At 58.6% G+C, this 19,332-nt stretch carries 19 protein-coding genes; 9 read left to right on the plus strand and 10 right to left on the minus strand.

The window, feature by feature from the left end; all coding sequences use genetic code 11:
• The first annotated feature begins 131 nt into the window (after window positions 1–131).
• On the plus strand, window positions 132–1,082 hold the full coding sequence (locus tag POR16_RS24920; protein WP_005895051.1) for a LysR family transcriptional regulator: 951 nt from the start codon (window positions 132–134) through the stop codon (window positions 1,080–1,082).
• On the opposite strand, the gene POR16_RS24925 is transcribed toward POR16_RS24920, so the two are convergent.
• Window positions 1,036–1,221: a PA3496 family putative envelope integrity protein gene (locus POR16_RS24925; protein ID WP_005895046.1), complete on the minus strand. Its 186-nt coding sequence runs from the start codon at window positions 1,219–1,221 to the stop codon at window positions 1,036–1,038. The two genes, POR16_RS24920 and POR16_RS24925, sit on opposite strands and share 47 nt — an antisense overlap.
• Window positions 1,222–1,364: 143 nt before the next feature.
• A complete protein-coding gene (gene hexR, locus POR16_RS24930) occupies window positions 1,365–2,231 on the minus strand; it encodes a transcriptional regulator HexR (RefSeq protein WP_005895044.1) in 867 nt (288 codons plus the stop codon).
• Window positions 2,232–2,550: 319 nt separating this feature from the next.
• Between hexR and uvrD the strand changes: the two genes are divergently transcribed.
• The 3 genes from uvrD (at window position 2,551) to POR16_RS24950 (ending at window position 6,402) form a co-directional block, all read left to right on the plus strand.
• Window positions 2,551–4,734, plus strand: a complete 2,184-nt coding sequence (gene uvrD / locus POR16_RS24935) for a DNA helicase II (protein ID WP_005895041.1) — start codon at window positions 2,551–2,553, stop codon at window positions 4,732–4,734.
• A 287-nt stretch (window positions 4,735–5,021) separates the two neighbouring features.
• A complete protein-coding gene (locus POR16_RS24945) occupies window positions 5,022–5,864 on the plus strand; it encodes a Tim44 domain-containing protein (protein WP_005895038.1) in 843 nt (280 codons plus the stop codon).
• A 130-nt stretch (window positions 5,865–5,994) separates the two neighbouring features.
• Window positions 5,995–6,402 (plus strand): SMI1/KNR4 family protein, encoded by a 408-nt coding sequence (locus tag POR16_RS24950; RefSeq protein ID WP_005895035.1) that lies wholly within the window; start codon window positions 5,995–5,997, stop codon window positions 6,400–6,402.
• Window positions 6,403–6,436: 34 nt separating this feature from the next.
• Here POR16_RS24950 and POR16_RS24955 read toward each other — a convergent pair whose 3' ends face one another.
• Window positions 6,437–8,200 (minus strand): cation:proton antiporter, encoded by a 1,764-nt coding sequence (locus POR16_RS24955; protein ID WP_005895032.1) that lies wholly within the window; start codon window positions 8,198–8,200, stop codon window positions 6,437–6,439.
• A 293-nt stretch (window positions 8,201–8,493) separates the two neighbouring features.
• Between POR16_RS24955 and POR16_RS24960 the strand changes: the two genes are divergently transcribed.
• Window positions 8,494–8,979 carry an acyl-CoA thioesterase gene (locus POR16_RS24960; protein ID WP_005895029.1) on the plus strand — a complete coding sequence of 162 codons (486 nt, stop codon included), beginning with the start codon at window positions 8,494–8,496 and terminating at the stop codon, window positions 8,977–8,979.
• Window positions 8,980–9,027: 48 nt separating this feature from the next.
• Here the strand turns inward: POR16_RS24960 and pdxY are convergent, their stop codons facing one another.
• Window positions 9,028–9,894, minus strand: coding sequence for a pyridoxal kinase PdxY (pdxY, locus tag POR16_RS24965; protein WP_005895026.1), 867 nt, complete (start codon window positions 9,892–9,894; stop codon window positions 9,028–9,030).
• A gap of 118 nt (window positions 9,895–10,012) precedes the next feature.
• On the opposite strand from pdxY, the gene POR16_RS24970 reads away from it, so the two are divergent.
• Window positions 10,013–10,405 (plus strand): DUF3301 domain-containing protein, encoded by a 393-nt coding sequence (locus POR16_RS24970; protein ID WP_005895025.1) that lies wholly within the window; start codon window positions 10,013–10,015, stop codon window positions 10,403–10,405.
• A 151-nt stretch (window positions 10,406–10,556) separates the two neighbouring features.
• Here POR16_RS24970 and POR16_RS24975 read toward each other — a convergent pair whose 3' ends face one another.
• Complete coding sequence (locus POR16_RS24975; RefSeq protein WP_005895022.1) at window positions 10,557–11,528, minus strand: CobW family GTP-binding protein; 972 nt, start codon at window positions 11,526–11,528, stop codon at window positions 10,557–10,559.
• 52 nt (window positions 11,529–11,580) lie between these two features.
• Here POR16_RS24975 and POR16_RS24980 point away from each other — a divergent pair, with 52 nt between their 5' ends.
• Complete coding sequence (locus POR16_RS24980) at window positions 11,581–11,949, plus strand: hypothetical protein (protein WP_005895019.1); 369 nt, start codon at window positions 11,581–11,583, stop codon at window positions 11,947–11,949.
• 6 nt (window positions 11,950–11,955) lie between these two features.
• Here POR16_RS24980 and POR16_RS24985 read toward each other — a convergent pair whose 3' ends face one another.
• Together POR16_RS24985 and zigA are read right to left on the minus strand one after the other, a co-directional pair.
• Complete coding sequence (locus POR16_RS24985) at window positions 11,956–12,606, minus strand: DUF1826 domain-containing protein (protein WP_005895016.1); 651 nt, start codon at window positions 12,604–12,606, stop codon at window positions 11,956–11,958.
• Window positions 12,606–13,817 (minus strand): zinc metallochaperone GTPase ZigA, encoded by a 1,212-nt coding sequence (gene zigA / locus POR16_RS24990; protein ID WP_005895012.1) that lies wholly within the window; start codon window positions 13,815–13,817, stop codon window positions 12,606–12,608. The genes POR16_RS24985 and zigA overlap by 1 nt, the downstream gene beginning before the upstream one ends.
• A 140-nt stretch (window positions 13,818–13,957) precedes the next feature.
• On the opposite strand from zigA, the gene POR16_RS24995 reads away from it, so the two are divergent.
• The gene (locus tag POR16_RS24995) at window positions 13,958–14,335 is read left to right on the plus strand and encodes a hypothetical protein (protein ID WP_005895009.1); all 378 of its coding nucleotides are present in this window, start codon (window positions 13,958–13,960) and stop codon (window positions 14,333–14,335) included.
• A gap of 5 nt (window positions 14,336–14,340) precedes the next feature.
• On the opposite strand, the gene POR16_RS25000 is transcribed toward POR16_RS24995, so the two are convergent.
• Together POR16_RS25000 and POR16_RS25005 are read right to left on the minus strand one after the other, a co-directional pair.
• A complete protein-coding gene (locus tag POR16_RS25000) occupies window positions 14,341–15,567 on the minus strand; it encodes an N-acetylmuramoyl-L-alanine amidase (protein WP_024669543.1) in 1,227 nt (408 codons plus the stop codon).
• A 199-nt stretch (window positions 15,568–15,766) separates the two neighbouring features.
• A complete protein-coding gene (locus POR16_RS25005) occupies window positions 15,767–16,288 on the minus strand; it encodes a DUF3617 domain-containing protein (RefSeq protein ID WP_005895004.1) in 522 nt (173 codons plus the stop codon).
• A gap of 170 nt (window positions 16,289–16,458) precedes the next feature.
• Between POR16_RS25005 and cls the strand changes: the two genes are divergently transcribed.
• Window positions 16,459–17,898 (plus strand): cardiolipin synthase, encoded by a 1,440-nt coding sequence (gene cls / locus POR16_RS25010; protein ID WP_005895001.1) that lies wholly within the window; start codon window positions 16,459–16,461, stop codon window positions 17,896–17,898.
• Window positions 17,899–17,922: 24 nt separating this feature from the next.
• On the opposite strand, the gene cfaB is transcribed toward cls, so the two are convergent.
• Window positions 17,923–19,110: a C17 cyclopropane fatty acid synthase CfaB gene (gene cfaB, locus POR16_RS25015; RefSeq protein ID WP_122381187.1), complete on the minus strand. Its 1,188-nt coding sequence runs from the start codon at window positions 19,108–19,110 to the stop codon at window positions 17,923–17,925.
• Between the last annotated feature and the right edge of the window lie 222 nt (window positions 19,111–19,332).

Below are 19,332 nucleotides of genomic sequence, written 5' to 3' on the forward strand. Positions count from 1 at the left end.
CTGGCATGTGACTCGATGTCGCAGGCACACCCTAGTCCGGATCAGGGATTAACAAAAATGAGTAAAAATTGGGTCGTACATAAGTAAAAGCTTATAGTTGCTTTTCCTACACGATCAAAAAGGCTTTTTGAATGCGTAAGTCCTTGATGCGCATGACATTGCGTCAGCTGCGCATTTTCAACGAAGTGTGCGATCTGCGCTCATACAGCCGCGCAGCCGAAGAAATGTCGCTGACCCAGCCTGCCGTCAGCTTGCAGATAAAGCAGCTTGAAGAGCTGATCGGCCAGCCGCTGTTCGAATACGTCGGCAAGAAGCTCTACCTGACCGAGGCGGCCGAAGCACTGCAGCTGGCCAGCCGGGATATTTTCGGGCGCCTGGAAAATCTGGACATGCAGCTGTCGGACATGCAGGGATCGCTGCAAGGCCAACTGAAGCTGGCCGTAGAGTCGAGCTGCAAGTATTTCATCCCGCACCTGTTCGCCGCGTTCAAACGTCGCTACCCGGAAGTCAGTCTCAGCTTGATGGTGGTCAATCGTGCGCAGATCATCAGGCGATTGTCGGATAACCGCGACGATCTGGTAGTGATGTCAGCAGTTCCACTAGACATGGGACTAGAGTTTCTGCCGTTCCTGAATAACCCGATAGTCGCCATCGCGCCACCGGATCATCCGCTGAGCAGTCGTGAAACACTGAACTTGAGGGATCTCGAGCCGTGGCCACTGCTGACCCGGGAAACAGGCTCGGGCACCCGTAGAGCCTGCGAGGAATACTTCAAAGAGAAACACGTGCATTTCGCCCAGACGCTTGAGGTGTCGTCCAGTGAGGCCCAACGCGAATGCGTGGTGGCTGGCCTGGGCCTGGCCATGCTGACGCGGCACGCAGTCTGCCACGAACTCGCCACCGGCACGCTCGTGGAGCTGCCCGTGGCGGAGCTGCCGTTATACCGAAGCTGGTGCGTGGTTCAGGCCAGAGACAAACGCCTTTCGCCTGTCGCGAATGCGTTTCTGGCGTTCATCCGCACCGAACGTGCGCAGATCACCCAGCTTGTCGAGCGCTTCGACGGTCGACCGCAGGCAACTTGATAGTCTGCCAGACGGCGCTGTGCATGCCTTCCATATAGTCGCAAAGCTCCTGATTGAGCTGACGCGCTTCACTGTAGCTCTCAATTGCCCGACGAAACTCCATGCGACGCTGATCTTCCTGCTGACGGCGGGTTTTCACGGTGCTGTTGGGTAAATCATCGTAATGCCGAGCCATGTCCTGTCTCCCAATACGTTTTACGGGAGCATCAGAATGAGGCGCACGAGTGACAGTCAGGCGGCACGCAGGTGACAAATCGATGAATTCTGCTCTGTCAGCGGTAATCAGTCTTCGTGGGTCTTGATCGACTTCGGCGACAGGCGCAAGCCGCGCAGGCTGCGCTTTACGCTCTTCAGGTGATTGACCAGGCTCGGGCCCCGCGCCATGGCGACACCCATCGCAAGCACATCGATGACCACCAGATGCGCAATGCGGGAAGTCAACGGCGTGTAGATTTCGGTGTCTTCATGCACGTCGATGGCCAGATTGACCGAGGACAGTTCTGCCAGCGGCGTCTGGCTGGGGCACAACGTGATCAGGGTTGCACCGCTCTCGCGAACCAGATTGGCCGTGATCAGCAAATCCTTGGAACGCCCCGACTGGGAGATACACACGGCTACATCGGTGGGCTTGAGCGTAACGGCCGACATGGCCTGCATGTGCGGGTCGGAATAGGCCGCTGCCGTCAGCAATAAGCGGAAGAACTTGTGCTGCGCATCGGCAGCCACCGCGCCAGAGGCACCGAAACCGTAGAACTCGACCCGGTTGGCACCGGCCATCGCTGTCACGGCCAGTTGCAGCGCGTGAGGGTCAAGGTTTTCACGCACCTCCATCAGCGTGTGCAGCGTGGTGTCGAAAATCTTCAGGCTGTAGTCAGCGACCGAATCGTCTTCATGAATCGCGAACTGCCCAAAACTGGCACCCGCCGCCAGGCTCTGGGCCAGCTTGAGCTTGAGGTCCTGAAACCCGGTGCAACCGATGGCGCGGCAGAACCGCACAATGGTCGGCTCGCTGATCCCGACGCTGTGCGCCAGATCAGCCATGGAACTGTGCATCACGGCCGCAGGGTCAAGCAGCACATGGTCGGCTACCTTGAGCTCCGATTTGCGAAGCAGATCACGTGACTGGGCGATGTGTTGCAGCAGATTCAAGAGGCAGACTCGGCAAGAGGATTATGGGCTGGGTGTAGCTTTCTTGTAGTTATACTACATGACCTGCAAACCGCCCAGTTAAACGACGCTGAGACGCACTGCACAGGCTTTGAAAGGATAATTCGCAAAAAAATGTGGGAATAATCCTACATCATGGGAAAGGACGAACCCACCTGGCGGGCTGCTCGATAAGTAAAAGTAGCCGGGGCACATCCGACGCGCACCGCAGGCGATGACCGGTCGTCTGCACCGTCTGTTTTTTGTTGTCTGACGCAAAGCATGGTTTGCCGACCTTGGCGCAGCACCCTAGAATGCGCCGATGCGCGATGATCTCTCTCTTCTTCTTAATTCTCTCAACGATGCCCAACGTCAGGCCGTAGCCGCCTCATTGGGTCGTCAGTTGGTCCTGGCCGGTGCAGGCTCCGGCAAAACCCGTGTGCTGGTGCATCGCATCGCCTGGCTGATGCAGGTCGAGCAAGCCTCGCCGCATTCGGTGCTGTCGGTGACGTTCACCAACAAGGCGGCTGCCGAGATGCGTCACCGCATCGAACAGCTGATGGGCATCAGCCCGGCCGGCATGTGGGTGGGCACCTTTCACGGCCTGGCACACCGCCTGTTGCGTGCGCACTGGCAGGAAGCCGGGCTGGTGCAGACCTTCCAGATTCTCGACAGCGATGACCAGCAACGCTTGGTCAAACGTGTGATGCGCGAGCTTGGCCTGGATGAGCAACGCTGGCCCGCGCGTCAGGCCCAGTGGTTCATCAACGGTCAGAAAGACGAGGGTCTGCGCCCCAAGCACATTCAGGCCAGCGGCGACCTTTTCCTGACCACCATGAAAAGCGTCTACGAAGCCTACGAAGCCGCCTGCCAGCGGGCCGGCGTCATCGACTTCTCCGAACTGCTGCTGAGAGCGCTCGACCTGTGGCGCGACAATCCGGGCCTGCTCGCGCACTATCAGCGTCGCTTCCGCCACGTATTGGTCGACGAATTCCAGGACACCAACGCCGTGCAGTACGCCTGGTTGCGTCTGCTGGCCCAAGGTGGCGACAGCCTGATGGTGGTCGGCGACGATGATCAGTCCATTTACGGCTGGCGCGGCGCGAAGATCGAGAATATCCACCAATATTCATCCGATTTCCCGGACACAGAAGTCATACGTCTGGAGCAGAACTACCGTTCCACAGCGAGCATTCTCAAGGCCGCCAATGGCTTGATCATCAACAACAGCGGTCGTTTGGGCAAAGAGCTGTGGACCGATGTCGGTGATGGTGAGCTGATCAATCTGTACGCCGCCTTCAACGAGCACGACGAAGCGCGCTACGTGGTCGAGACCATTGAAAGCGCATTGAAAACCGGTATATCGCGCAACGATATCGCCATTCTCTACCGCTCCAACGCCCAGTCGCGAGTGCTGGAAGAAGCACTGCTGCGCGAGCGCATTCCATACCGGATCTATGGCGGACAGCGCTTCTTCGAACGCGCCGAGATCAAGAACGCGATGGCGTACATGCGCCTGCTGGAAGGCCGCGGTAACGATGCGGCGCTGGAGCGGGTGATCAACGTACCGGCGCGCGGCATCGGTGAGAAAACCGTCGAAGCCATTCGCGAGCATGCGCGTCATGCCGACGTTTCCATGTGGGAAGCCATGCGTCTGCTGGTCGCCAACAAGGGCCTGACCGGCCGCGCGGCCACTGCGCTGGGCGGGTTTATCGAACTCATCGAGAACCTGTCCGCCAAGGTCATGGAAATGCCGCTGCACCTGATGACCCAGACGGTCATCGAACAGTCCGGGCTGATCGCGTATCACGAACAGGAAAAAGGCGAGAAAGGCCAGGCTCGCGTAGAAAACCTTGAGGAACTGGTCAGCGCTGCACGGGCCTTCGAGAACCACGAGAGCGAAGAAGATCTGACACCATTGGCGGCCTTCCTGGGCCATGCGTCACTGGAAGCTGGCGATACGCAGGCGCAGGAACACGAAGACAGTATTCAGTTGATGACCTTGCACAGCGCCAAGGGTCTGGAATTCCCGCATGTGTTTCTGGTGGGCATGGAAGAAGGGCTGTTCCCGCACAAGATGAGCCTGGAAGAACCGGGTCGCCTGGAAGAAGAACGCCGTCTGGCCTACGTGGGCATTACCCGCGCGATGAAACAGCTGGTGATGACCTACGCCGAAACGCGTCGTCTGTACGGCAGCGAGACCTACAACAAGGTCTCGCGATTCGTGCGGGAGATTCCACCTGCGCTGATTCAGGAAGTGCGCTTGTCCAACAGCGTCAACCGTCCGTTCGGTGGCACGCCGAAGTTCAACAGCAGCAGCCTGTTCAACGGCACCGGCATTCCGGAAACCGAGTTCACCATGGGCCAGCGTGTGCAGCACGCGGTGTTTGGCGAAGGCGTGATCCTCAACTTCGAAGGCGCAGGCGCTCAGGCGCGCGTGCAGGTCAACTTCTCCGAAGGCAGCAAGTGGCTGATGATGGGGTATGCGAAGCTGGTGCCGTTGTAGGCCGAACGGCATGGACGTGAATATCGTTCCCACTCAGCGTGGTAATGCAGTTCCAGACGCTCTGCTTAGGGCTGGAATGCGCGGTGCAACGCAGATTTATGACGCGAAGCGTCACCCAACGCATTCCCACGCTGAAGTGATGAACGATAACCCTCATGCACATCTTACGAAGCGCGCTGAAAAGTCCTACGCTATTTGTGTAAAAGTCCGAAACACTAACGCGCTGGTCACACAGGCCTCTGCTGTGCAACATGGCGCGCATGCAATCACAAAACGGGAATACCCTTATGCAACGTTTTCTAAGCATCGCGATGGCGCTTTGCATCGGGCTCACCATGAGCCTGGATGTGAATGCCGCGCGCTTCGGTGGCGGCAAGAGTATGGGCTCGGCGCCTACGCATCAGGCACGCCAGACCGCACCGGCGGCTCCGGCCGCTGCACCTAACGCTGCTGGCCGCCCTGCCCCTGCCGCAAGCGGCGCCTCCCGCTGGCTAGGCCCATTGGCCGGTATCGCTGCCGGTGGCCTGCTGGCGTCGATGTTTATGGGCGACGGCTTCAACGGCCTGCAGCTGTTCGACATCCTGATCATGGGCCTGATCGCCTTCCTGATCTTCCGCTTCATCGCGCGCCGTCGTCAGCAGCAACAGCCTAAAATGGCTCCTGCCGGTGCGCCATACCAGCGTGAAACCAGCCAGCCGACACAGAACCCGATTTTCGGCAGTTCGTCGCCGGCTTCTGCCCCACCAGCGATCAATGCACCGGCCTGGTTCAATGAAGAACGTTTTCTGGAAGCCGCTCGCGGTCACTTCCAGTCATTGCAGCAGCATTGGGACGCCAACGAGATGGACAAGATTGCCGAGTTCGTCACTCCGCAAATGCTTCAGTTCCTGAAAAAAGAACGTGCCGACCTGGGCGACGGCTTCCAGTCGACCTACATCGAGAACCTCAATGTTCAGCTGGACGGTGTCGATGATCGTGCCGACAAGACTATCGCCACGCTGACGTTCTCCGGCGTCTCCAAGACGTCACGCTTTGATCAGGGCGAAGTGTTCAGCGAAAGCTGGAACATGGAGCGACTGCAAGGCGATAACCAGCCTTGGCTGGTAGCAGGAATTCGCCAGAACGGTTGAACCAGATACCGTTCTCGCGTTCAGAACCCCGGACATGTCCGGGGTTTTTGTTTATCCGTTCGGATAGTTATTTTGAGAAAGGCTTTACGCTACTGTATAACCCGCGCCATCAAGTGAGAGGATCCGTGTCGTGGAAGAAGTCATCGAACAATTGCGTGAAGCTAACGAGCCGGTCCCTGTTCCGCTCGAGTTGCCTGACGAAGACCTGCTGGTCGAGATCGAGGAGCAGCTGTTCATCAACATCCCGTTCGTCTTCAAGGAGTTCCTCCTGACGGTCAGCGATGTGGTGTATGGCAGCCTGGAGCCTGTCACCGTTACCGATCCGCAGTCACACACCTACCTTCCCGAAGTGTGTGCAACTGCCTGGGATCTGGGCGTGCCGCGCGAGCTGATCCCTATCTGCCAGGACGGTGACGACTACTACTGCGTCGAGGAAGACGGCACTGTATTGCTGTGGTCCGCCGAAGAAGAACTGGTCACCGAAGACAGCTGGGAATCGGTCTGGCACTGGGCTCGGGATGTCTGGCTGGAAAGCTGAGACACCTTGCTGCGCAGTCTGAGAATCGCCGGGCTCAATGCCCGGATGATTCCTGATTGTTTCCGAGGGTTTCGAGCAGGGCGATCTGCATTCGCGTATGCACGCGGATAAGCCAGCGCCACAGCAATGCAGCGACAAGCGCAGCAACCAGAGCAACCACCAGCAGCAATTCGTTGGCCGGTAGAATACTCGCCGACAACGCCGCCAGCATGATGAAAATCACCACCAGCGACAGCAGCGGAATCACCTCCGCCACCACCTTGCGCACCCGTACGGTGTGTCGACCCGCCATTTCAGGTTTGACTCCCATCTCTGCCAGCAACATCGACAGCGCCTTGAGCTTGCGGTACGCCGCGATCAGAAAAGGCAACGACAGCAACAATGCCGCGCCGCAGATCCAGGCTTTCTGGTGGCTGGGGTCACCCACCCATTGGTTCATATACCCGCCGAGACGTTCAGCGAAGTAGCCGCCGCTGAAGAAGATCGCCATCACCAGTGCCAGGTTGACGCCCACCTGCAGCAGGATCCGCCGGATCATCGCGGCAAGCACTGCGCCCTGTCCTTGTGGCTGAATGCTGCGTAACCATTCGCCGTACATACCGAATACCCGCGCCACGCGTCCGGGCATGATCGCGGCCAGTCTGAGCGAGAGAGGGTCGGCGCCGCGAATGAGGTACGGCGTCAACAACGTGGTGATCGCCGATACGGCAACGGCCACCGGGTACAGGAAGTCGCTGGTGACCTGCAGGGTCATGCCTAGCGCTGCGATGATGAAGGAAAACTCGCCAATCTGTGACAGCCCCATGCCCACGCGCAGTGAGGTGCGGCCATCATTGCCTGCGATAAAGGCCCCGAGGCCGCAGGAAATCATCTTGCCCAACACCACTGCGACGGTGATGACCGCAATCGGCCAGGCATATTCCAGCAGGATTTTCGGGTCGATCATCAACCCGATGGCGACGAAGAATATTGCACTGAACAGATCACGAATCGGCTCGATCAAGCGCTCGATCTTCAGCAGTTCACGCGACTCGGCCATGATTGCGCCGATCAGGAACGCCCCCAGCACCATGCTGTATTCCAGCTTGACCACCAACAGGCAGAAGCCGAAACACAAGCCCAGCACAGTGATCAGGAGCATCTCGTTGCTTTCGAATCTGGCGACATAGGACAGCAATCGCGGGACCAGCAGAATACCCACGACCAACGCCACGATCATGAACAGCGACAACTTGCCGACGGTGGAAAAGACCTCGCCCGAACTGACCGAGCCGCTGACCGCAATACCGGACAGCAGCGCAATGATGCCGATGCCCAGGATGTCTTCGACGATCAGCACGCCGAAAATCAGTTGGGCAAAATGCTGGTTCTTCATCTTCAGGTCGTTGAGCGCCTTGACGATGATGGTGGTCGAGGAGATCGCCAGAATTGCGCCGAGGAATAACGAATCCATCGTCTTCCAGCCAAAATACTGGCCAATTTCATAGCCGATCCAGATCATCAGGGCTATTTCGAGAAACGCTGCGATGAAGGCCGTGGCACCGACTTTGAACAGCTTGCGCAGGCTGAACTCCAGCCCCAGGCAGAACATCAGGAAGATCACCCCCAGCTCGGCCAGGATCTTGATGGTGTCCTCATCGTGGATCAGGCTGACCGGAGGCGTGTGCGGGCCGATGATGAAGCCGGCGACGATATAACCGAGCACCACCGGCTGACGAAGGCGATGAAAGAGAATGGTCACCACGCCCGCCACCAGCATGATCACTGCCAGGTCTTGAATGAAATTGATGGCATGCATGGTGGCGAAGCTCCTTTTTGGTGATGACGTTCGCAACCGACATCGCCACACCTTGTAAGGCGTGAGCCACCCGGTTCGTCATCGAAATCCGATTAAAACGTAAGAAAAAACCCGATCCGCGGTTTTTTGCAGGTTATCACTGCCCCCTTCGACATAAAGCCGGTGCAATATATGGAAACAGATAGTTATGGTGCGTGACGGTCACCTGCTGGCCAGCGTCCCGATAACTGTTGCAAGCCCTTCTGAGCGCCAGCATAGGCGTCCCTTGAACAACTTGACCGTGTGAGTACGCTATGGAACCCGGAAACGCCCAGCTGTCGATGACTGTATTGATGACCCCGGACATGGCCAACTTCTCTGGCAACGTACACGGCGGCACGCTGCTCAAATACCTGGACGAAGTGGCCTACGCGTGCGCGAGCCGCTACGCCGGCCGCTATGTGGTAACGCTGTCGGTGGACCAGGTGATTTTTCGCGAGCCGGTACACGTCGGCGAGCTGGTGACCTTTCTGGCCTCGGTCAACTACACCGGCAACACCTCGATGGAGGTCGGTATCAAGGTGGTCACCGAAAATATTCGTGAGCGCTCGGTTCGTCATTCCAACAGTTGCTTCTTCACCATGGTCGCCGTGGACGACAACCGCAAACCCGCCAGCGTGCCGCCTCTGGAACCTGAATCTGCCGATGCTAAGCGTCGTTATATCCAGGCGCAGCAACGCCGCCAGATTCGCCAGGAACTGGAAAAGCGTTATCAGGACATCAAAGAAGAAGCGCTTTGATCAGCGGGCTCAGGCAAGGATGCCCAAGCCACTGACAACGCGCCGGGCTCAGAGCTTTACTGCTTCAAACCTGACCCTGGGGTGAGCGATACGATCCTGAGCGCGCACCAGTTCCAGCTCGTAGCTGCCGCAGGCCTGGGTCTCCAGCAGTACTTCATGGACGGCTGCCGCGGCGAATTCGAACGCTTCAACCAGGTCGTCACCCAATAGGACCCGTGCCAGAAACAGCCCGGACGTAAGGTCGCCCACGCCGACCGGCTGACGAGGGAACGCCAGCAGCGGACGGCGCAGATGCCAGCTTGCCTCGGCAGTCACCAGCAGCATTTCAAAGCCGTCGGCGGCCTTGCCGGGATAATCCAGGTGCTTGACCACCACGGCTTCTGGGCCTCTTGCCAGCAGCGCGCGGGCCATTGCGAGGCAATCGAGCAGGGACTCCGGTTTGCGGCCCGAGAAGCTGTCCAGCTCCAGCTGGTTGGGGCACATGAAGTCCGCCATGGCGGCGGCTTCCTGGAGCAGAAAGTCACCGACTTCCGGCGCAACGATGCAGCCTTTTTCCGGATGGCCCATCACCGGGTCGCACAAGTACAGCGCCTTGGGGTTGGCGGCCTTGATACGCGCCACACCGGTCAGAATGGCCCTGCCCTGCGCCGCACTGCCCAGATAACCCGACAAGACGGCATCGCAGTTGCCCAGTTCGCCGATCGCAGCGATACCGTCGATCAGTGCGGGGATCTGCTGCGGGGCCAGCACCTCACCCGTCCACTGCTTGTACTGGGTGTGGTTGGAGAACTGAACCGTGTTGAGCGGCCAGACATTGACCCCGATACGCTGCATCGGGAACACCGCTGCGCTGTTCCCGGCGTGGCCGAATACCACATGGGACTGAATGGCGAGCAAGTGGGGCGTACGTTTCATGGCGGGTAGAATCCTGAACACGATGCAAGTGCAGTAATGATAAATATAAGTCGCGCAGTATGGCTGTAAATCCCTCCGGGCAGTTAAGCTGGTCACTCCTTTGTTGGAGCACTCCGTCATGCTGACCCTGGGAAACATTTTCGTGCTGATGCTGTTCGCGAGCGCCGCGGCCTGGTGGTGGCACGCCCACGGTTTGCGAGAAAAAGCGCTGGCACGTGTGAAGCAGCATTGCGCACGCCTCGAGCTCCAGTTGCTCGACGATGCCGTTGCCCTGCGCCGCCTGACCTTTGCCCCCGACGCTCAGGGCCGCAAGCGCCTGGCTCGGGTGTATGGCTTTGAGTTCACCGTCACAGGCGAACAACGCCACCCCGGTACGATCACCATGTTCGGCGCGCACACCGCGCACATCGAACTGGCGCCCTACCCGTTCGAAATCAAGACACCACCGCCCAGCGCAGAAGTCATTCAGATGAGCGAATGGCGTCAATCGCATCAGAAGTGGAAGCAGTAGCGGGCTATTCAGCTTTGACGTCTGGATGAGCGTGAGCCAGCGCGCAGCGTCATCGCAGACAAGCCCGCTCCGACGAAAACTCATTTTGCAGGTGTTTCAGGACTTGCTGGTGCCACTCGGCGCTAGCGTGCAGCTTTGTGCTGAGCGCGCATCACACCAGACACTCCGCCATCTGCGCCTGCAACTTATCCACATCCTGGGGCACCGAGAAGATCAATTCCAGGCGTGAGTCCTTGCGCCATTCGCTGACCTGCCAGGCAATCGGCGCGCCGTTTGCGACGTTGCCGGAATACCAGCCGCCCTCACTGTGGATAACCATCTTCGCCCTTTGCCAGGTCAGGCTTTCCAGCCAATGCATCAGCCGTTGCAGATCGAACTGTTGCGACGAATGCCAGCGCCAGCCGACGCTCCAGCCGTCAGGGCTGCTCTGACTCAGGCATATCGGCACACGCGGGTTGGCCCAGAGCGCAGGCAGCTGGCCAACGCTTTCGGGTAAGGCAAGGTTATCCACAGACTGTTTATCCACAGCCGAACCGTCGACAAACCCTGGCAAGCAGTGCAGCGGCAGTTCGCCGTGGCGGGTCCACAGCAAGGCATGCGGCTTGAGTTGCGCGGTCAGTGACTGACGCGACGGCAGGTCCAGTTGTTCGGATTTGTTCATCACCACCAGGCCTGCCTCAACCAGCGCCTCGCGTTGCGTGGCAGGTAACGGGAGCCCCGCAGCCATTGCTTCCGAGTCCAGCACCATCACGCTGCGCTGAACCGAAAGCACGCCACGCCAAGGCGCTTCGCGCAGTTGCGCCATCAGTTGCGCCGGGTGCCCAAGGCCTGAGGGCTCGATCAACAAGCGATCAGGTCGGGCCTGACGCAACAATCGTCCCAGACCGATCTGAAAAGGCACACCGTTGACGCAACACAGGCAGCCGCCAGCCACTTCGCCAAGTGCGATACCATCGGCGGCGGTGTTCAACAATGCGGCATCCAGGCCGATCTGACCGAACTCGTTAACCAGTATGGCCCAGCGCTCATTGGCAGGCTTCTGCGCCAGCAGGCGTTTGATCAGTGTGGTTTTGCCGGCACCCAACGGGCCTGCGATGACGTGCGTGGGGATGTTCTGCAGCATGAGATCACTTTTGACGAATGCGTGGGTCATTGAAGAGCAAGGGAAGGTTACGATGCAAGTAATACGGCGTGCTCGCCTGGCAGTGATGCTGCTGGCGATGTCTTCGGGCCAGGCGTGGGCGCAAGCCTGCCTGGTACACAGCCAGGCAGAACGGCTCGACATCAAAGTTTGCCAGGAAAATATCAATATCCCGGCCAACCTGTTCAAAGACAGCTTCTGCCAGCCACAACTGGCCGGGCAGAAGACTGAGACGACCTACTCTGCGCAATGCCCGAGCGGTGCGTTCGGCATCTGCCGCAATGCGCAGGTCGCCAACATGCCTTACCGCGAGAACATTCACTATTACGGCGTCGCCAGTGATTCGCTGTACCTCAAGCCCTTTTGCGAAGGCCAGAGCAAAGGCCAGTGGGTAACGCCGTAAAGCGCCTTACGCCAGCCAGTCAAGGGTCAGAATAAGCCTGCGCTCGTTATTCGCCAGCGGCGGCGAACGGTGGATAAGACCGAAGCCTTCATTGCCATGCCAGCGCTCCCCCTTGAGCAGCGCCACGTCGCCGCTGCCCACCTGCTGGATGATGGCGGCATCGTTCGGCTCGGCTTCAGGACGACCGAGCTGCGTGCGGTCCATCACATCCTCGTGCAGCCACTGACTGCCCACACCGCCATAGGTGGTAATCAGGCGCACCGGCACATGATCGACATGGAAGCGCGGGCACATGGCCTTGTCGAGCACCCTGAGACGCAGCCCGACACATTCGGCCCCCAACAGGCAGGCGTAGGCGCTCACCAGCCAGGAAACGTCAGCGATGAAGCCCTGATAGCCATGCAGGTCGGCATATCCCGGTGCAAGCATGCTCAGATTCGGCTCGACGTCGCCGCCCTTCACCTCAAGGGTCATTGATTCGGCAAGCGGCTCGTTCATCGACAGCAGCAAAGCGCTGAAGTCCTCGATGTGCGCAGGCAGGCGGCGTTGCCAGACCGCAAGATTGACATCGTTCTCCAGTACCTCGCTCAACACGCCGGGCGTATCGCCCTGAACCTGACGCACGGATGACTGAAAGTTCAGAAGAGGCGCGAGCATCAGGCAGCCACCTCTTCCATGTGCCACGACCCGAACGGATCCTCCAGCTGGCTCCAGGACTCGACGCTATCTGCCATTTCGGCGTCGCTGAGCAGGCACCCGTCCAGCTCGGAGGTCAGCAGCGCAAAATCAATGTTTTGCCCGATGAACACCAGCTCCTGACGGCAGTCTCCGGTTTCGGCGGACCAGTTTTCAAGAATCGAAGCAACGCTTTCCTTGTCCTGAGGCCAACTGTCACGGCCCACAAAGCGCCACCAGCGCCCGGCAAAACCATGCCGCATCAGCCCGCCCGCCTGTGACCAGCTGCCCGCGTCCTTGTATTTGCTGGCCAGCCAGAAGAACCCTTTGGAGCGCAGCAGTTTGCCGTTGGTCCATGGGCGATTGATGAAATCGAAGAAGCGTTGCGGATGAAAGGGGCGACGAGCGCGATAAGCCGTCGAAGCGATACCGTACTCCTCGGTTTCCGCTACGTGCTCACCACGCATTTCCTTCAGCCAGCCCGGGGCCTGGGAAGCACGCTCGAAGTTGAAACGCCCGGTATTGAGGATCTTCGTCAGAGGCACCTGACCCATGACCATCGGTACAATTTCGGCATCGGGATTCAGGCGTTTCAGAATCGCCATCAACTCCTCACGCTCGCTGGAGCTGATCAGGTCGATTTTGCTGAGCAGAAGCACATCGGCAAACTCGATCTGCTCTATCAACAGGTCGGTAATCGAGCGGTCGTCGTCCTCGCCAAGAGTTTCACCGCGCGAGGCAAGGCCTTCTGCAGCCTCGTAATCAAGCAGGAAGTTCACTCCGTCGACCACGGTGACCATCGTGTCCAGCCGCGCCAGGTCGGTAAGACTCTGGCCGGCTTCGTCGCGGAAGGTGAAGGTTTCCGCGACGGGCAGCGGCTCGGAAATGCCGGTGGACTCGATCAATAAGTAGTCAAAACGACCGTCCTGAGCGAGTCTGCTGACCTCCTCAAGCAGGTCCTCGCGCAAGGTGCAGCAGATGCAGCCATTGCTCATCTCGATCAGTTTTTCTTCTGCGCGGTTCAGGCTGACATCACGCTGAACTTCGCTGCCATCAATGTTGATCTCGCTCATGTCATTGACGATGACGGCCACGCGCAGATTTTCACGATTGCGCAGTATGTAATTCAGTAAAGTGCTTTTACCGGCACCGAGAAAACCGGAAAGAACGGTCACAGGAAGGCGGTTGGGCATCAGGATTCTCCAGGCGGTGCAAGGCTCGGGCCTTGTTCATGTCGGCTGCAACGAACCCCTGAAGCAACCGACTCTAATCACTTTGCGATGTTATAGTATAACAACACAAAATAGCTATCAGCCTTGATGACGGGTTTTTCATGAAAGAACTGGCAATGGGCTTGATCATGCTTGTGACACTGAGCAGTACAGCCGCGATGGCGGCTGCCCCAGACCTCGCACGCTGTACGCGCAGCGCAACGGTGCTGGCCTGCCACGACGCGCTGGGCAACAGCTACAGCGTGGTGACAGCCGGGTCGACAACCTGGTTGAGGGGCTACGAGCGGATAGACAACCGCCGCTGGGCTCAGACCAATAGCCGCTATGGGCAACTGACGTTTTTTACCGGGTTGGCCTCGAATGGCGAAGCCTGGGTTGGCAGCGTGCAGCGTGTGGGCTGGACGACGATCACGCGGGTATCTAGCTCAAGCGGCACGCGCAGCAAAATCACCTGCAGCCGGTTGAACGGCTGCCGCTGATAAAGTCAGGCTTGCTGTTCGCGCTTCTGCGCCTGCACCCAGGCCATGTGCGAATCCACAGGCGGGTTGCGCTGGAAGTAACGTTGCAGCCCCTCGAACAACCCGTCGGCAACGGCTTGCTGATGGCGCGCTGTGACAAGGCGCTGGCTGTCGCGGCTGTTGGAGATGAACCCGGTCTCGACCAGAATCGACGGCACGTCAGGCGACTTGAGCACCGCAAAGCCTGCTTGTTCAACGCGCTTCTGGTGCAGCGTGGTGATGCCTTCCAGGCTGCCCAGAACGGTATGGCCCAGTTGCAGACTGGCAGCGATGGTAGCGTTCATCGACATATCGAGAATGACCCCCGCCAGCATCGGGTCCTTGTCCTTGAGGTTGAGCAGCGAAGACGCCCCCAGCAAGTCTGCGCCGTTCTCGCGCTGCGCCATGAAGCGCGCAGTCGCCGACGTTGCTCCGCCTTCGGACAAGGCAAACACCGAAGCCCCCGAAGCAGTCAGACGAGGCGCAGCGTCGGCATGCACCGAGATGAACATGTCGGCGTTGGATTTATGCGCGAACTCGACGCGCTTGCGCAGCGGCACGAAGAAATCATCGTTGCGCACCAGGCGCACATCGAAGCCCTTCTCGCGTTTCAGGCGTCTAGCCAGCAACTGAGCGATGGACAGCACGACATCTTTCTCGCGTTCGCCACGAGAACCGACTGCGCCAGGGTCCTTGCCGCCATGACCGGCGTCGACCACGACCATGATGTCGCGGCCGGTGTGCGCCTTGCTGCTCTGAATCGGAACCGGCACGGGTGGCGGCAATTCGGCCATCTGTACGGGGGCGCGCGCGGTGGAACTCATGTCCAGCACCAACCGATGACCCTGCGCACCTTCCGGGCCGAGCAGGAAGCTGTTGAGCTGCACAGGAGCGGTCAGGTCCAGAACAATGCGCGTGTCATCGCCTGTACCGTAGTGCCCGGAGCGAATCGATTTGATAACTGTGCGATCTAGCGCTAACTGACTGAAGTCGCCGGTCAGCCGAGAACCGCTGACATCAATGATCAGCCGGTCAGGTGCAGTGAGCGTGAAAGTCTTGTATTGCACGGGGCCGCTGAGGTCGAGTACCAGCCGCAGCTTGTCATTGGTACGCCACAGGCGTGCATTGCTGATTTGCGTGGCATAGGCGCCCAACGGCAGCGTCAGGGCGGCGCTGGCCAGCAGCATATTGAGCAATACTTGGCGTCGGTGCATGGAATGTCTCAAAGAGCAAATCGAGCATCCCGGCTCACGAAGGGTTCATCCACATTATTAGTAACAATATAACATGCAGTTACGCGTGAAAGATGAAGCCCTTCATGAAGATTCCGTCATGAAACACAGGTAGATAACGACAAAATCTCATCGTTTTCATGAACTGTGTTCCACGTGGAACATAACTCTATGAATTTGATCAGGTACGCGGCGCAACGTTGCCGCATTGCGGGCCTAGCCAGACCGCACGGGTGTCCATGCTGCCGTTCTGTTGCTGGCCAGTCGCATTGAAAGTACCGACCACTTTGGTCGTGAACTCACGGTCGCTAAGGAACTGCGCTTGCCCTGTACCTTGCGCTTTAGGACACGAGAACTGGAAATTCCAGGTCTTGCCGTTGCGAGCGGTGATCTTCTGCGTGCAGCCTGAAGCAGGATCGGTCAGCGGAATGTCGTCCGCCTGCACCTGAGCTTGAGTCAGGCAGGCACGCACGCCTTTACCGCCGAGCGTGACACCCTGCTTTTTCATCATCTGTTCCATCATGGCACGCTGCTCAGGTGGCAGGTTCTGCAACTGCCCCAGCATCAATTGCATGTCCGGCAATTGCTGGCCATCCACCTTCATATTGCTAGAGGTCAGTTCCCAAAGGCCCGGCTGCAGCATTTGCGCCTGAGCCAACGGGGTCGCCAGGCAAAACATCCAAGCCAACATGCGTTTGTTCATTTCAAGTTTCCTGATCAGGCATTTGCAAGTGCGGACAAGGCCGGAGCAAACCAGCCGAAAGATAAGCCTTAGACGACACAAGCGTCGTCCAGTTGCACGGCTAATAAAATAGCGACATTCCCGCCCAGCTGTGGTCTTTTAGGCGATCAAGGCGAGGAGCATTGTTCCACATGGATTATCACGACCCGTATTTTTTCGGTTATGTCATTGGCTTCATACACCTGCTGGGCACAATTGCCGCCATTCACGCCTTGTTGACCGTACGCACCTCCCAAGGCGCGATTGCCTGGGCGATGCCGTTGCTGTTCATTCCCTACTTCACTTTGCTGCCCTATCTGATATTCGGACGCAGTTCATTCGACGCCTACATCAAGGCGCGCCGTGAGGCCAACAAAGAGATGCGTGCAGCTATCGGCAATCTCAATTGGCGGCCGTGGATCGAAGAAGCCGTGGCAGCGCGTCGGTCGGATGCCTACGAGAAGCTGCGCGCGATGCCCAAGCTGGGGAACATGCCTGCGTTGGCCAACAACAAGGTCAGGTTGTTGATCAATGGCGAAGAAACCTTCGGAGCGATTTTTCAGGCGATCCGCGAGGCGAAACAAACTATTCTGATTCAGTTCTTCATCATTCATGACGACAAGCTCGGTCGGCAATTGCAAACACTGTTGCTTGAAAAGGCCGCCCAGGGCGTGGCGATCTTTGTGCTGTATGACCGCATCGGCAGCCATGCGCTGCCGTGGTCCTATATCGAGAAGTTGCGCAACGGCGGCGTACAGGTCAAGGCATTCGCCACGCGCAGTGGCTGGCTTAACCGTTTCCAGATCAACTTCCGTAATCACCGCAAGATAGTGGTTGTGGATGGTCTCAAGGGCTATATGGGCGGGCACAACGTCGGCGACGAGTACATGGGCTTGAAACCGCCGCTGGCACCGTGGCGAGATACTCATGTGGAAGCCATCGGGCCGGTGGTCGCCTGTCTGCAGGAATCCTTTGCCGAAGACTGGTTCTGGGCCACCCGTGAGTTGCCGCCACTGAGCCTGCCCGACGAATTTCCCGAAGATGGCGTACTCTGCCAGTTGCTGACCACAGGCCCGGCAGACCCGCAGGAAACCTGTTCGTTGTTCTTCGTCGAAGCTATCCACGCTGCCGAAGAGCGCGTGTGGATCACCAGCCCCTATTTCATCCCCGATGAAGCGGTTACAGCAGCGCTGACCCTCGCGGTACTGCGCGGCGTCGACGTGCGACTACTGCTGCCTTCGCGCCCTGACCATTACGTGGTTTACGCGGCCTCCAGCCTTTACGCGTTCGATGCCGTGCGTGCAGGCGTCAGAGTATTCCGCTACGGCCCGGGTTTTCTGCATCAGAAGGTGGTACTGGTGGATAACGAAATCACCGCCATCGGCAGTGCCAACCTCGACAACCGCTCGTTCCGCCTCAACTTCGAACTGATGCTGTTGACAGTGGACAGCGACTTCTCCAGTCAGGTCGAGGCCATGCTCGTCGCCGACTTTGCCGTGGCGCGGGAAATATCCTTGCAGGAAAGCCACGAAACCCGACGCCTGCACCAGCTTGGCATGCGCGTGGCGAGGCTCATTTCGCCGATCTTGTGAGGTGCCTGGAGCCCGCGTTGCAGGTCAGCGATAAATGTCCTCGCGCGTCAGAGGAAGCCCCGTAGACCCATCGGCGAAAGGTTTCACGGCAAGTATCTGATGCAGGTTGATCCAGCCTTTGGTGAAGCCGTAGGCACACCCCGCCAGGTACAGACGCCAGATGCGCAGGGTATGTGCGGGAACGATGTCAGAGGCTTCACTGAGCCGCTCTTCAAGACGCGCGCTCCAGTGTTCCAGCGTCTTGGCATAGTGCGGACGCAGACTCTCGACGTCGACCACTTCCAGCCCGGCGTCGCTGATGTGGGCAGTCATCATCGCCAGGTGCGGCAGCTCGCCGTTGGGGAACACGTAGCGGTCAATGAACTCTCCTGCACCGCGCCCCACCGGGCGGCCATCGGTATGCAGTGCAGTGATACCGTGATTCATCACCAGCCCGCCCGCCTTTACCGCGCCGAACAGGCATTGCGTGTACAGCGACAGGTTGGCGTGCCCGACATGCTCGAACATGCCAACACTGACGACCTTGTCGAAGCGCGCGTCCTGCGGCAGATCGCGGTAATCAAGCAGTTGCAGATCAACCTGATCCTGCAGCCCTTCGGCACACACTCTCTCGCGGGCAAGCGCAAGCTGCTGCTGACTGAGGGTGATACCGAACACCTTCACACCGTATTCGCGAGCGGCAAACCGTGCCAGCCCGCCCCAGCCACAGCCGACGTCCAGCAAGTGCTCGCCTGGTTTGAGGCGCAGCTTGCGGCACAGATGATGGAATTTGTCCCGCTGCGCCTGTTCCAGAGTCTCACTGCCGGTCTTGAAATACGCGCAGGAATAGACCATCTCCCGGTCAAGCCAGAGCTGATAGAAGTCGTTGGACACGTCGTAATGGTAGGCGATCGACGCAGCATCGGTGTCCTTGTCATGGCGAACCCGTGACGGAGAACCGTCGCTGTCGTCATCCTCTACCAGCGCGTGCGTCAGCTCATCGCAAACGCGCACGACTTCGCTGATCGAGCCTTCGAGTTCCAGACGTCCTTCGACAAATGCGCTGCCCAGCAAGCCCAGGCTGGGGTGCGTGAAATCGGCCACCAATTGCGGATCCTTTATCACGATGGTGACGCTCGGCGCAGGGCCGAGATCCATCTGATAGCCGTCCCACAGCTTGAGCCGCAACGGTAAATGCAGGTTTTGAAAAGCCGTTGGAAGTTGCGTATGCATTCAAAATCACCCCTTTATCCAGAAACTCAAAAAAGAGTAATCCAGCGAGGCCCCTGCTAAAGGGCCAGTAAAGGCTATCGGCGACGGCATAACTGCGATGAATCGACTTCGGGGGAACAGCCTTGTGCCCACTGATTCGAGCCGGGTAACAGCCTGAATTCGGATCACGCATTGAAGACTAGCGCTTAATTTGTAACAGAACGCTTCAAAGCTCAAGCCATT

Origin of the sequence: Pseudomonas coronafaciens pv. oryzae str. 1_6 (assembly GCF_000156995.2) — a bacterium.
GTDB lineage: Bacteria > Pseudomonadota > Gammaproteobacteria > Pseudomonadales > Pseudomonadaceae > Aquipseudomonas > Aquipseudomonas tremae.